The organism is Marinobacter sp. LA51, from assembly GCF_030297175.1.
Lineage (GTDB): Bacteria > Pseudomonadota > Gammaproteobacteria > Pseudomonadales > Oleiphilaceae > Marinobacter > Marinobacter apostichopi.
Map to the genome: position 1 here is coordinate 826932 of NZ_AP028070.1, position 14132 is coordinate 841063.

Consider the following 14132-nt stretch of genomic DNA (forward strand, 5'->3'; position numbering starts at 1 on the left):
GATAGGGCCATTACAAATAACAGAGGTTTTGTCATGCAGGTTTACTACGATAAGGATTGCGATCTTTCCATCATCCAGGGCAAGAAAGTTGCCGTCATCGGTTTCGGCTCCCAGGGCCACGCTCACGCGTGTAACCTGAAAGAATCCGGCGTTGACGTCACCGTTGGCTTGCGCCCGGGTTCGTCTTCCATTGCCAAGGCTGAAGCCTATGGCCTGAAGACCAGCGACGTGCCTTCTGCCGTTGCTGCCGCTGACGTGGTCATGGTCCTGACCCCGGACGAGTTCCAGTCCGAGCTGTACAAGGCCGAGATCGAGCCGAACCTGAAGCAGGGCGCCACACTGGCCTTCGCCCACGGTTTTGCCATCCACTACAACCAGATCGTTCCGCGTAAAGACCTGGACGTCATCATGGTTGCTCCGAAGGCTCCGGGCCACACCGTGCGCACCGAGTTCGCCAACGGCGGTGGTATTCCTGACCTGATCGCCATCTTCCAGGACGCTTCCGGCACCGCCAAGAACGTTGCCCTGTCCTACGCCAGCGGTATCGGCGGCGGCCGTACCGGTATCATCGAAACCACCTTCAAAGACGAAACTGAAACCGATCTGTTCGGTGAACAGGCCGTGCTGTGTGGTGGTGCCGTTGAGCTGGTCAAGGCAGGTTTCGAGACCCTGACTGAAGCGGGCTACGCCCCGGAAATGGCGTACTTCGAGTGCCTGCATGAGCTGAAGCTGATTGTTGATCTGATGTACGAAGGCGGCATCGCTAACATGAACTACTCCATCTCCAACAACGCGGAGTATGGTGAGTACGTGACTGGCCCGGAAGTCATCAACGAGCAGTCTCGCGAAGCCATGCGCAACGCGCTGAAGCGTATCCAGAGCGGTGAGTATGCCAAGATGTTCATCTCTGAAGGCGCTCTCAACTACCCGTCCATGACTGCGCGTCGTCGCCAGAACGCGGCGCACGAGATTGAGACCGTGGGTGAGAAGCTCCGTGGCATGATGCCTTGGATCTCCGCGAACAAGATCGTGGATAAAGACAAGAACTGATCGGGTTTCTGACTAGTTCTTGAGAAGCGCGGCCCGGGTGGCCGCGTTTTTCGTATATACTCCGCCCAAACGCTTTCCGGAGTAATGGGAATGACTGACGAAAGAAAGAATGCCGAAACCGACGCCCAGCACGCGCCGTCGGAAAAAAAGCACGAACAGGCTTCCGAGTATGAAGTGGAAGCCGGCGAAGTGGTTGAAGAGGAGCTGGTAGAAGGCGCCCCGGTTCGCCGCAAGGGTATCTACCTTTTGCCGAACGCACTCACGACAGCGTCCCTGTTTTCGGGTTTTTACGCCATCGTGTCTGCGGCCAATGGCATGTTTGATAACGCGGCTATCGCGATTTTCGTGTCCATGATTCTCGACGGGCTCGATGGCCGCGTCGCACGGATGACCAACACCCAAAGTAAATTCGGTGAAGAGTACGATTCCCTGGCCGACATGGTGGCATTTGGCGTGGCCCCCGGTTTGGTGGCGTTTTTCTGGTCCCTGAACGGCCTGGGTAAAGTAGGCTGGGCAATAACCTTTATCTATGTGGCCGGCGCGGCCCTCCGTTTGGCACGCTTCAATACCCAGATTGGCTCCGTCGACAAGAAGTTCTTTGTCGGTCTGGCGAGCCCGGCTGCGGCTGCGTGCGTGGCCGGCCTGGTGTGGTGCTTCCACGAATTCGAGCCATCATCCTGGCTGACGCTACTGACGATTGTTGTGGTTGGTGGCACGGGCGTGATGATGGTCAGCAATATCCTGTACCGCAGTTTTAAAGATCTCGATATGCGTGGACGGGTGCCCTTTGCGGCGATCCTGCTCGTGGTTCTGATCTTTGTCGTGATCGCGCTTGATCCGGCGACCGTACTATTTACGGGTTTCCTGTTGTATGCCCTGTCGGGTCCGGTGCGGGCGCTGTTCAGAGGCAAGCCCAAGCGTAGCGCGGAGGAGTCTGCGTAAGGTAATGAGTCCTGGGCCCCTGTGGCCCGGGAATTAAATGCGGAACCTCCGGTCAACCCTACCAGCGCCCGATGCCCGGGCGACTTGAGTGGAGAGTTTCGATGTTGATAAAGAGTCGCCCCTCCTGGGAGCTGTCCCACCGTCACGTCACCCCCGAACACATCTATCTGAACCGTCGCCGATTCATGTCGGGTGTTGCCGCTGGCGCCGCGGGTCTCGCTATGCCCGGGTTGCTGTCTGCAGCGGCGGCCCCGGTTCAGGGCGAGCCGCTCGACTTCACCCGTGCGCCCCGGTTCTCCACCGAGGAAGAAAAAACTCCGTTCAAAGACGTTATCCGCTACAACAACTTCTATGAGTTCGGGACTGGAAAAGACGATCCGGCCAAGTATGCCGAGTCCATGTCGGTTGATCCCTGGTCCGTGATTGTGGATGGCGAGTGTGGCAAGCCGGGTACCTATGCCCTCGAAGACCTGCTTCAGCCCCATGACTATGAGGAGCGGGTTTACCGGTTACGGTGCGTGGAGGCCTGGTCCATGGTGATCCCCTGGGTTGGGATACCGCTTGCCGATGTAGTGAGGCGCCTGGAGCCAACGGCCAAGGCCAAGTATCTCTACTTTGAAACTCTGGAGGACCCGGAACAGATGCGGGGGCAGCAGTCGATATTCAGCACCATCGATTGGCCGTATCGGGAAGGGTTGCGGATGGATGAGGCCATGAACGAATTGGCGTTTCTGGCTGTTGGCCTGTATGGCAAAGCTCTACCTAAACAGAATGGCGCACCGATTCGATTGGTATTGCCCTGGAAATACGGATTCAAGAGTATCAAGTCTATTGTCAGGATTCGGTTTCAGGAGAGGCGGCCGAAGACCACGTGGGAGCGAATTGCTCCCAGTGAGTATGGCTTTTACGCCAATGTGAATCCTGAGGTCGACCACCCGCGCTGGAGTCAGAAGCGGGAGCGGCGCCTGCCATCGGGGTTGTTTTCACCAAACTGGATCGAGACCGAAAAGTTCAATGGTTATGGTGAGCAGGTCGCTAGTCTCTATAAGGGCATGGACTTGCGGAAGTTCTATTAATGCCGGGACTGCTGGGTATTGAGTGGCGCCGAAGCGCAGGAGTGCTGTTGGGGTTTCGCTGGCTGGTGGCGGCGCTGGCATCTATGCCTCTTATGTTGTTGGTTAGGGATATGGTTAGCGGAGCCGTGGGGCCGGATCCGGGCCAGATCATTACCGAGGCACTTGGCCTTGCCGCCTTCCAGCTCCTGTTAGCAACTTTGGCGATGACTCCGCTCCGGCGCTGGACCGGTTGGGGCGGTTGGCTGCGGGTGCGGCGAATGCTCGGTCTGTTCGCATTCTTCTATGCGGTGCTCCATGTTCTGGCTTTTCTGCAATTCATTCTTGGTTGGTCGGATTTGTGGGCCACCTTTACCAAGCGGCCTTACATCATCGCCGGCGCGGTGGCCTTCCTGTGTCTGGTGCCGCTGGCTGTAACGTCGCCAGTGAGTGCGATGCGCAGGTTGGGTCCTTATTGGAAGCGTTTGCACAAGTTGATTTATCTGGCTGTGGTAGTCGCCTGGTTCCATTTCCTGTGGCAAGCAAGAAGTGACCTGGGTGAAATGGTGATTTACGGCCTGTTATTGGCAATTCTGTTGGGGGTGCGAGGTTATTGGTCTGGCTGGTCCAGCCTGGTCCCTCTGAAAAAGGGCTGATATTGGTTAAACACTGCTCAAGTTGTGCGGTTGTTGACCTGCCTAATGCGTGGAAACCCGTAGTTTTGGAATTTTCTTCGCAAAGCGCGTTGACAGTTTTCCTGACGCCTGTAGAATGCGCACCACTTCTGAGGGACAAGCCACTGACGCAGCGGCTACCGAAGAAGGCAACCGCTTGAAATTGTTGAAGAAATTGAGTTTCAAAATTCTTCAGAAAGCGGTTGACAGAGGCTCGATTCGCTGTAGAATGCGCCTCTCGAAACAAGCAGTAAGCCGGTTGATTTTCGGCGCTTTCCGGAGACGGAAAACATTGAAAATAAACGGTTGACAAGGCGGCGACACGATGTAGAATACGCCACCTTGATTGAGCAGCAGCTCAACCGCTCTTTAAAAAATTGACCAAGTAATTCGTGTGGGCGCTGGCCGAGGTATTTCGGATACGAAATATCAGGACAGTGACTCGTCGAAATTGAGTTTTGTCTTGAGCAAGAATAGAGAATCTTCGGATTCTTGTATGATTTAAACTGAAGAGTTTGATCATGGCTCAGATTGAACGCTGGCGGCAGGCTTAACACATGCAAGTCGAGCGGTAACAGGGGTAGCTTGCTACCCGCTGACGAGCGGCGGACGGGTGAGTAATGCATAGGAAACTGCCCAGTAGTGGGGGATAGCCCGGGGAAACCCGGATTAATACCGCATACGTCCTTCGGGAGAAAGCAGGGGATCTTCGGACCTTGCGCTATTGGATGTGCCTATGTCGGATTAGCTAGTTGGTGGGGTAAAGGCCCACCAAGGCGACGATCCGTAGCTGGTCTGAGAGGATGATCAGCCACATCGGGACTGAGACACGGCCCGAACTCCTACGGGAGGCAGCAGTGGGGAATATTGGACAATGGGGGCAACCCTGATCCAGCCATGCCGCGTGTGTGAAGAAGGCTTTCGGGTTGTAAAGCACTTTCAGTGAGGAGGAAAAGTTAGTCGTTAATATCGGCTAGCCTTGACGTTACTCACAGAAGAAGCACCGGCTAACTCCGTGCCAGCAGCCGCGGTAATACGGAGGGTGCAAGCGTTAATCGGAATTACTGGGCGTAAAGCGCGCGTAGGTGGTTTGATAAGCGAGATGTGAAAGCCCCGGGCTTAACCTGGGAACGGCATTTCGAACTGTCAGGCTAGAGTGTGGTAGAGGGTAGTGGAATTTCCTGTGTAGCGGTGAAATGCGTAGATATAGGAAGGAACACCAGTGGCGAAGGCGGCTACCTGGACCAACACTGACACTGAGGTGCGAAAGCGTGGGGAGCAAACAGGATTAGATACCCTGGTAGTCCACGCCGTAAACGATGTCAACTAGCCGTTGGGGATCTTGAATCCTTAGTGGCGCAGCTAACGCACTAAGTTGACCGCCTGGGGAGTACGGCCGCAAGGTTAAAACTCAAATGAATTGACGGGGGCCCGCACAAGCGGTGGAGCATGTGGTTTAATTCGACGCAACGCGAAGAACCTTACCTGGCCTTGACATGCAGAGAACTTTCCAGAGATGGATTGGTGCCTTCGGGAACTCTGACACAGGTGCTGCATGGCCGTCGTCAGCTCGTGTCGTGAGATGTTGGGTTAAGTCCCGTAACGAGCGCAACCCCTATCCCTAGTTGCTAGCAGTTCGGCTGAGAACTCTAGGGAGACTGCCGGTGACAAACCGGAGGAAGGTGGGGATGACGTCAGGTCATCATGGCCCTTACGGCCAGGGCTACACACGTGCTACAATGGTGCGCACAGAGGGCTGCAAACCCGCGAGGGGGAGCTAATCTCACAAAACGCATCGTAGTCCGGATCGGAGTCTGCAACTCGACTCCGTGAAGTCGGAATCGCTAGTAATCGTGAATCAGAATGTCACGGTGAATACGTTCCCGGGCCTTGTACACACCGCCCGTCACACCATGGGAGTGGATTGCACCAGAAGTGGTTAGTCTAACCTTCGGGAGGACGATCACCACGGTGTGGTTCATGACTGGGGTGAAGTCGTAACAAGGTAGCCGTAGGGGAACCTGCGGCTGGATCACCTCCTTAAACGAAGCCGAATGCTTCGGTCAGAGTCCACACGAATTACTTGGTTGATTAATAAAGAGAGCAGATGGGTCTATCAGGCCCGTACCATTGGGTCTGTAGCTCAGGTGGTTAGAGCGCACCCCTGATAAGGGTGAGGTCGGTGGTTCAAGTCCACCCAGACCCACCAAAATTGCTCAACTCCTGGAGTTGGACAATTTGAGGTAGCTTAAATGGGGCTATAGCTCAGCTGGGAGAGCGCCTGCCTTGCACGCAGGAGGTCGGCAGTTCGATCCTGCCTAGCTCCACCAATATTTACTGACTAACTTCGGTTAGCAGTGTCCAGAAACAAGCATTTCGGTTTAATGACATCGGTTGTTAAGCGAAGTTCTTCTTTCTGATCACTGGGTCAGATTTGCTCTTTAACAAATTGGACGAGAAAGAACACGAGTACGATTCTCTCATTATCTCCGAGAGGACGTATTCAAGTGATAGCGATTTCAAGCGTTATCCGGTGTTGTCGTTGAAGTGGTTGTGATATCGCTTCAAGGAACTGTCTCGAAATAACCTCTTTATCAGGCTTGCCTGGTAACGAGCGTTGCTTCGTTCACAGTTGTCTTGGGGTTATATAGTCAAGCAACTAAGCGCATACGGTGGATGCCTTGGCAGTCAGAGGCGATGAAAGACGTGGAAGCCTGCGATAAGGTTCGGGGAGCTGGCAAACGAGCTGTGATCCGGACATTTCTGAATGGGGAAACCCACCCGATTTCGGTCGGGTACCTTGCACTGAATACATAGGTGTAAGGGGCGAACCGGGGGAACTGAAACATCTAAGTACCCCGAGGAAAAGAAATCAACCGAGATTCCCTAAGTAGCGGCGAGCGAACGGGGATTAGCCCTTAAGCTAAACAATTGGTAGGAGAAGGCTCTGGAAAGTGCCGCCATAGTGGGTGATAGCCCCGTATCCGAAACCTGAGTTTAGTGAAATCGAGTAGGACGGGACACGTGGTATCCTGTCTGAATATGGGGGGACCATCCTCCAAGGCTAAATACTCCTGACTGACCGATAGTGAACCAGTACCGTGAGGGAAAGGCGAAAAGAACCCCTGTGAGGGGAGTGAAATAGATCCTGAAACCGTATGCGTACAAGCAGTCGGAGCAGACTTGTTCTGTGACGGCGTACCTTTTGTATAATGGGTCAGCGACTTATGTTCAGTGGCGAGGTTAACCGTTTAGGGGAGCCGTAGGGAAACCGAGTCTGAATAGGGCGATTTAGTCGCTGGGCATAGACCCGAAACCGGGCGATCTATCCATGAGCAGGTTGAAGGTTGAGTAACATCAACTGGAGGACCGAACCCACTGTCGTTGAAAAGCCAGGGGATGACTTGTGGATCGGAGTGAAAGGCTAATCAAGCCCGGAGATAGCTGGTTCTCCCCGAAAGCTATTTAGGTAGCGCCTCGGACGAATACCACAGGGGGTAGAGCACTGTTTCGGCTAGGGGGTCATCCCGACTTACCAACCCGATGCAAACTCCGAATACCTGTGAGTACTATCCGGGAGACACACGGTGGGTGCTAACGTCCATCGTGAAGAGGGAAACAACCCAGACCGCCAGCTAAGGTCCCCAAGTACCAGTTAAGTGGGAAACGATGTGGGAAGGCTCAGACAGCTAGGAGGTTGGCTTAGAAGCAGCCATCCTTTAAAGAAAGCGTAATAGCTCACTAGTCGAGTCGGCCTGCGCGGAAGATGTAACGGGGCTCAAACTGGTCACCGAAGCTGCGGCTGCATACTTTGTATGCGGGGTAGGGGAGCGTTCTGTAAGCCTGCGAAGGTGAGTTGAGAAGCTTGCTGGAGGTATCAGAAGTGCGAATGCTGACATGAGTAACGACAATGCGGGTGAAAAACCCGCACGCCGGAAGACCAAGGGTTCCTGCGCAACGCTAATCGGCGCAGGGTGAGTCGGCCCCTAAGGCGAGACCGAAAGGTGTAGTCGATGGGAAACGGATTAATATTTCCGTACCTTGGATAGCTGCGATGGAGAGACGGAGAAGGCTAGGTGAGCCGGGCGACGGTTGTCCCGGTTTAAGCGTGTAGGGAGTGGACTTAGGCAAATCCGGGTCCACAATTCTGAGACGCGACGACGACTGCTCTTTTAGAGCGGGAAGTCATTGATGCCATGCTTCCAGGAAAATCTTCTAAGCTTCAGGCTATTCGAGACCGTACCCCAAACCGACACAGGTGGTCAGGTAGAGAATACCAAGGCGCTTGAGAGAACTCGGGTAAAGGAACTAGGCAAAATGGTGCCGTAACTTCGGGAGAAGGCACGCTGGTTGTAGGTGATACCCCTTGCGGGTGGAGCTGACGCCAGTCGAAGATACCAGGCCCCTGCGACTGTTTATTAAAAACACAGCACTGTGCAAACACGAAAGTGGACGTATACGGTGTGACGCCTGCCCGGTGCCGGAAGGTTAATTGATGGGGTTAGCATTCGTGCGAAGCTCTTGATCGAAGCCCCGGTAAACGGCGGCCGTAACTATAACGGTCCTAAGGTAGCGAAATTCCTTGTCGGGTAAGTTCCGACCTGCACGAATGGCGTAACGATGGGGGCGCTGTCTCTACCCGAGACTCAGTGAAATTGAAATCGCCGTGAAGATGCGGTGTATCCGCGGCTAGACGGAAAGACCCCGTGAACCTTTACTATAGCTTCACAGTGAACTTTGAGCATGTTTGTGTAGGATAGCTGGGAGGCTTTGAAGTGGGAACGCCAGTTCTCATGGAGCCAACCTTGAAATACCAGCCTGACATGTTTGAGGTTCTAACTTGGACCCCTTATCGGGGTTGAGGACACTGTGTGGTGGGTAGTTTGACTGGGGCGGTCTCCTCCCAAAGCGTAACGGAGGAGCACAAAGGTGGGCTAAGCATGGTCGGACATCATGCGGTTAGTGTAATGGCACAAGCCCGCTTAACTGCGAGACAGACACGTCGAGCAGGTACGAAAGTAGGTCATAGTGATCCGGTGGTTCTGTATGGAAGGGCCATCGCTCAACGGATAAAAGGTACTCCGGGGATAACAGGCTGATACCGCCCAAGAGTTCACATCGACGGCGGTGTTTGGCACCTCGATGTCGGCTCATCACATCCTGGGGCTGAAGCCGGTCCCAAGGGTATGGCTGTTCGCCATTTAAAGTGGTACGCGAGCTGGGTTTAGAACGTCGTGAGACAGTTCGGTCCCTATCTGCCGTGGACGTTGGAGATTTGAGGAAAGCTGCTCCTAGTACGAGAGGACCGGAGTGGACGAACCGCTGGTGTTCGGGTTGTGTCGCCAGACGCATTGCCCGGTAGCTATGTTCGGATAGGATAACCGCTGAAAGCATCTAAGCGGGAAGCCCCTTCCAAGATGAGATCTCCCTGGACCTTTAAGGTCCCTAAAGAGCCGTTCAAGACCAGGACGTTGATAGGTCGGGTGTGTAAGCGCTGCGAGGCGTTGAGCTAACCGATACTAATTGCTCGTGCGGCTTGACTATATAACACCCAAGACAATTGCGGATAACGCAACGAAATCAACATCACACTTCTTTCTCGTCCCCCCAGTGATCAACCGTTTTGTCTGACGACCATAGCGGCTTGGAACCACCTGATCCCATCCCGAACTCAGAAGTGAAACAAGCCTGCGCCGATGGTAGTGTGGCACTTGCCCATGTGAGAGTAGGTCATCGTCAGACTCTTAATACCGAAAACCCCAGCTTCCTCGAGGCTGGGGTTTTTTATTGCCTGAACGAAAAGCCCGGGCGATGGTATACTGCCGCTATACTGAGCCACACTGTTTGATGGAGCCCTCGAATGCCCGCCCAAGACCATCTGGTTATCTTTGACACTACGCTCCGCGACGGCGAGCAAAGCCCCGGCGCAACCATGAACAAGACGGAAAAGCTCCGGATTGCCAAGGCGCTGGAGAAGCTCCGTGTCGATGTCATCGAAGCCGGGTTTGCCATCGCCAGCCAGGGTGATTTCGAGGCAGTGAAGGCCATTGCCGAGTCCATCAAGGAATCTACGGTCTGTAGCCTGGCCCGCGCTCTGGACAAAGACATTGATCGGGCGGCCGAGGCAATTCAGCCAGCTGAACGGGGGCGAATTCATACCTTCATCGCCACGTCTCCCATCCACATGAAGCACAAGCTGCAGATGCAGCCGGACGAAGTGGTGGAACAGGCGGTGCGCTCGGTGAAGCGTGCTCGTAGTCACGTCGACGACGTGGAGTTCTCCTGCGAAGATGCTGGCCGCTCGGAGCTGGACTTCCTGTGTCGGATCATTGAGGCGGCCATCGATGCCGGAGCCCGCACCATCAATATCCCGGACACCGTGGGCTATGCCATTCCCGAGCAGTTCGGTGAAACCATTCACCAGTTGCTGAACCGCATTCCCAATGCCGACAAGGCGATCTTCTCGGTTCACTGCCACAACGATCTGGGCTTGGCCGTTGCCAACTCCCTGGCGGCAGTAACCCAGGGGGCTCGTCAGGTGGAGTGCACCATCAATGGCTTGGGCGAACGTGCTGGTAACGCTTCCCTTGAAGAGATCGTTATGGCGGTACGTACCCGGCAGGACCTGTTCAACATCGACACTCAGGTCGACGCCCGGCACATTGTTCCGGCCTCTCGTCTCGTATCCACCATTACCGGCTTCCCGGTCCAGCCCAACAAGGCCATCGTGGGTGCCAATGCCTTTGCCCACGAGTCGGGCATTCACCAGGACGGCGTACTGAAGCACCGTGAGACCTATGAAATCATGCGTGCCGAGGACGTGGGCTGGCACACCAATTCACTCGTGCTGGGCAAACATTCCGGCCGGAATGCCTTCCGTACCCGGTTGCTGGAGCTGGGTATCCAGTTCGACACCGAGACCGAGCTGAACGAAGCCTTCACCCGTTTCAAGGCTTTGGCCGACCTCAAGCACGAGATCTTCGACGAGGACCTCCAGGCGATTGCCAGCGATACCCGTCAGAAGGAAGAAGTGGGGCGCTACGGCTTGGTGTGCATGCAGGTCTGTTCCGAGACCGGTGTGGTGCCCAAGGCAAATATGACCCTGACCCTTGATGGCAAGGAGCACAAGGTAGAGGCTGAGGGGAGTGGGCCTGTGGACGCCACCTTCAAGGCGATTGAATCCCTGGTCGACTCCGGCTGCAATCTGCAGCTCTATTCCGTTAATGCGATCACCAGCGGTACCGACGCCCAGGGCGAGGTGACCGTGCGCCTGGAACGTGGAGGCCGTATTGTGAACGGAGTGGGTGCTGACACCGATATCATCATCGCCTCGGCAAAAGCCTACATAGAAGCACTCAACCTGATCAGCCGCGGCGGTATCCGGCAACACCCCCAGGTTGCGGACGTGTAAATGCAATCTAGCGGCGACACTGGGCAAACCGGATGATTCAAACGGAAACTGAACGACAGTTCTATCTTGGCGCGGCAGGGATACGGTTGTGGTATGCCCGTGATGCCTTGCCAGGCGCGGCGGCCAGTCCCGAATTCGAGTTTGGCGACGACGAGGCGGATGTGGTTGCAGAGCCGTGGGTGGAAGCGGCACCGGCGCCGTCCCGGTCTCAGCCCAAAGCAGCGCCACCTGTGCCCGGGCGGTCCGAGGCTGACAGTGCCCGCGTGGCCAATCTCCAGGCGCTTATGGATACACCGGCGTCGAAGCCTGACCGGCCGCAGCCGTCGAAATCGGCCGCGGTTGCTGCCGAAATCACTACCGACACTCCGCCGGTTGAAAAGACGTCAGTTTCCGCTGCCGGAAAAGTCGTGCTGGCGCTGAACCTGCAGGTCTGGATTGGCCGGAAAACGGCGGTGATTGCCAGTGTCTCGAAGGAGGCCAGTCTTCGGCTTCAGGAGACTCTGGTCGAAAACATTCTTAAAAGTGTGGGCGAGCGCGATTTGCGCTCGGTTGGTCCCATTCACTGGCCAGTCTTCAACAACGTCCGGGCGCCGGGCAATTCCCTGAGCGATCTTCGAGCTGTGCTGGAGTACGCGCTGTCGGATCTGGGCGGCCGGAAGCTGATTGCCCTCGGGGTTACTGCACCGGATGACTACCGCGGCGATGAGCCCTGGTTCCAGCACATTGCCGGTATCAGTGCGGAAATCAGCTTCAACCATAGTCTCGCCGAACTCGCCACCAGCCCGGCGCTCAAGCGTGCGTTATGGCAGGAGCTGAAGCCGCTGGCTGGTCAATGATGCGGGGCTCGGAAACCTACCAACGGGTGCTGGACGGGGATCTTCTGATTCGTGGCCTCACCACGGATGACCTGCCCCGGGCTCTTTCGATCGAGCGCCAAGGGCATTCCTACCCCTGGGCTGAGACACTGTTCCGCGACTGTTTTCGGGCCAACTATCGGTTGTGGGCTGCCTGCCATGGCGATCTTTTGGTGGGCTACGCCGTGGTCGCCTATATGTTCGACGAAGCCCATCTGCTGAACCTGTGCGTGGATCCACGCTGGCAGGGGCAGGGCGCCGGGCGACGATTGCTCAGGCATTTGCTGAGCGAGGCCGCCCGTGAGCAGATGGTTCAGACCATTCTTGAGGTTCGCCTCAGTAACGACGCCGCTTACCGGCTCTATTCGGTGGAGGGGTTTGAAGAAATCGGTCGACGGCCGGAGTTCTATCCAAACGGCGAAGGCCGTGAGGATGCCCGGGTCATGGCGCTCCAATTCCCCGCTTGATGTCTCGGTAATAGCGGTTCGCGTCAGAATCCCTTAGCCCCTATAATAGCGCCTTTCTCGGAACATCAGATTCAGGTTGTCTTTCTATTATGTCGAACCTTCCTCAGGAAGTGGCCAAGCGCCGAACTTTCGCGATCATCTCGCACCCGGATGCGGGTAAAACCACGATCACGGAAAAGGTCCTGCTGTTCGGGCAGGCGATCCAGAAAGCCGGTACCGTTAAAGGTAAAAAATCCGGCCAGCATGCCAAGTCCGACTGGATGGAAATGGAAAAGGAGCGGGGTATCTCCGTGACCACCTCCGTCATGCAGTTCCCTTACGGCGGCAAGCTGGTCAATCTGCTGGATACGCCAGGTCACGAAGACTTTTCTGAAGATACTTATCGGACCCTGACTGCGGTAGATTCCTGCCTGATGGTGATCGACAGCGCCAAGGGTGTTGAGGAGCGGACCATCAAACTGATGGAAGTCACCCGCCTGCGCGACACACCCATTCTGACGTTCATGAACAAGCTGGACCGGGACACTCGGGACCCGGTCGAACTGATGGATGAGGTCGAGGACGTGCTCAAGATCGCCTGTGCGCCCATCACCTGGCCAATCGGTATGGGTAAGGGGTTCAAGGGCGTTTACCACCTGCTCCGTGACGAGGTTGTTCTGTACCAGTCAGGTCAGGGGCACATGATTCAGGACACCCGGATCATTGCCGGTCTGGATAATCCCGAGCTGGATGAAGTCATTGGTGCCTACGCCGCCGACCTGCGGGATGAGATCGAGTTGGTCAAAGGCGCGTCCCACGAATTCGATCAGCAGGCGTTTCTCGCCGGTGAGCTGACCCCGGTGTTCTTCGGTACGGCATTGGGCAACTTCGGAGTCGATCATATGCTCGACGGTCTGGTTGAGTGGGCACCGCAACCTCAGCCCCGGGAAACTGATGTGCGCGAGGTGGAACCCGCCGACGATGGCTTCTCCGGGTTTGTGTTTAAGATTCAGGCCAACATGGATCCCCAGCATCGGGACCGGGTGGCGTTCATGCGCATTGTTTCCGGTAAATACGAGCAGGGCATGAAAGCTCGCCACGTACGTATTGGCAAGGAAGTGCGCTTCTCCGACGCGCTCACCTTTATGGCTGGCGATCGTGACCATGCCGCCGAAGCCTTTGCTGGCGATATCATCGGCCTGCACAACCACGGCACCATCCAGCTTGGTGACACCTTCACAGCGGGTGAGAACATGAAGTTCACGGGCATCCCGAACTTTGCCCCGGAACTGTTCCGCCGTATTCGCCTGAAAGATCCGCTCAAGGCCAAGCAGCTCCAGAAGGGCTTGATTCAGTTGTCCGAGGAGGGCGCGGTTCAGGTCTTCCGGCCACTGCGGAATAACGACCTGATCGTTGGTGCCGTCGGTGTGCTGCAGTTCGATGTGGTGGTCAGCCGCTTGAAGAGCGAATACAAGGTTGAGGCGATCTACGAGCCCATCAACGTGGCAACAGCGCGCTGGGTAACCTGCAAGGACGAGCGCAAGCTGGATGAATTCCAGCGCAAGAACAACGACAACCTGGCCCTGGATGGCAGTGACCGGCTGGCCTATATCGCGCCAACCATGGTTAACCTGAATCTGGCCCAGGAGCGGTTCCCGGATGTGGAATTCCACAAGACCCGGGAGCATTAAGCTACCGAGTTG

At 55.9% G+C, this 14132-nt stretch carries 8 protein-coding genes, 2 tRNA genes and 3 rRNA genes; all 13 read left to right on the forward strand.

All coding sequences use genetic code 11. The features are described 5' to 3' along the window. Positions 1 to 33: 33 nt before the first annotated feature. Complete coding sequence (gene ilvC / locus QUE89_RS03750) at positions 34 to 1050, forward strand: ketol-acid reductoisomerase (protein ID WP_286221903.1); 1017 nt, start codon at positions 34 to 36, stop codon at positions 1048 to 1050. A gap of 90 nt (positions 1051 to 1140) precedes the next feature. After that, positions 1141 to 1992 carry a CDP-diacylglycerol--serine O-phosphatidyltransferase gene (pssA, locus tag QUE89_RS03755; RefSeq protein WP_286221904.1) on the forward strand — a complete coding sequence of 284 codons (852 nt, stop codon included), beginning with the start codon at positions 1141 to 1143 and terminating at the stop codon, positions 1990 to 1992. 101 nt (positions 1993 to 2093) lie between these two features. Continuing rightward, positions 2094 to 3068 (forward strand): protein-methionine-sulfoxide reductase catalytic subunit MsrP, encoded by a 975-nt coding sequence (gene msrP, locus QUE89_RS03760; protein ID WP_286221905.1) that lies wholly within the window; start codon positions 2094 to 2096, stop codon positions 3066 to 3068. Continuing rightward, the gene (msrQ, locus tag QUE89_RS03765) at positions 3068 to 3700 is read left to right on the forward strand and encodes a protein-methionine-sulfoxide reductase heme-binding subunit MsrQ (protein WP_286221906.1); all 633 of its coding nucleotides are present in this window, start codon (positions 3068 to 3070) and stop codon (positions 3698 to 3700) included. The genes msrP and msrQ overlap by 1 nt, the downstream gene beginning before the upstream one ends. A gap of 521 nt (positions 3701 to 4221) precedes the next feature. Next, positions 4222 to 5761 (forward strand): 16S ribosomal RNA (locus QUE89_RS03770). An 89-nt stretch (positions 5762 to 5850) separates the two neighbouring features. Beyond that, a tRNA-Ile gene (locus QUE89_RS03775) sits at positions 5851 to 5927 on the forward strand. A gap of 45 nt (positions 5928 to 5972) precedes the next feature. Continuing rightward, positions 5973 to 6048 (forward strand) — tRNA-Ala (locus QUE89_RS03780). 319 nt (positions 6049 to 6367) lie between these two features. Beyond that, a 23S ribosomal RNA gene (locus QUE89_RS03785) occupies positions 6368 to 9262 on the forward strand. 82 nt (positions 9263 to 9344) lie between these two features. Continuing rightward, a 5S ribosomal RNA gene (gene rrf, locus QUE89_RS03790) occupies positions 9345 to 9460 on the forward strand. Together the 16S, 23S and 5S rRNA genes with 2 tRNA genes alongside form the textbook arrangement of a ribosomal RNA operon. Positions 9461 to 9578: 118 nt before the next feature. Further along, a complete protein-coding gene (locus QUE89_RS03795) occupies positions 9579 to 11129 on the forward strand; it encodes a 2-isopropylmalate synthase (protein WP_286221907.1) in 1551 nt (516 codons plus the stop codon). A 32-nt stretch (positions 11130 to 11161) separates the two neighbouring features. Then, positions 11162 to 11965 (forward strand): 2-isopropylmalate synthase, encoded by an 804-nt coding sequence (locus QUE89_RS03800; RefSeq protein ID WP_286221908.1) that lies wholly within the window; start codon positions 11162 to 11164, stop codon positions 11963 to 11965. Continuing rightward, positions 11932 to 12450: a ribosomal protein S18-alanine N-acetyltransferase gene (gene rimI, locus QUE89_RS03805; protein WP_286221909.1), complete on the forward strand. Its 519-nt coding sequence runs from the start codon at positions 11932 to 11934 to the stop codon at positions 12448 to 12450. The genes QUE89_RS03800 and rimI overlap by 34 nt, the downstream gene beginning before the upstream one ends. Before the next feature lie 89 nt (positions 12451 to 12539). Beyond that, complete coding sequence (gene prfC, locus QUE89_RS03810; RefSeq protein WP_286221910.1) at positions 12540 to 14120, forward strand: peptide chain release factor 3; 1581 nt, start codon at positions 12540 to 12542, stop codon at positions 14118 to 14120. The last annotated feature ends 12 nt before the right edge of the window (positions 14121 to 14132 follow it).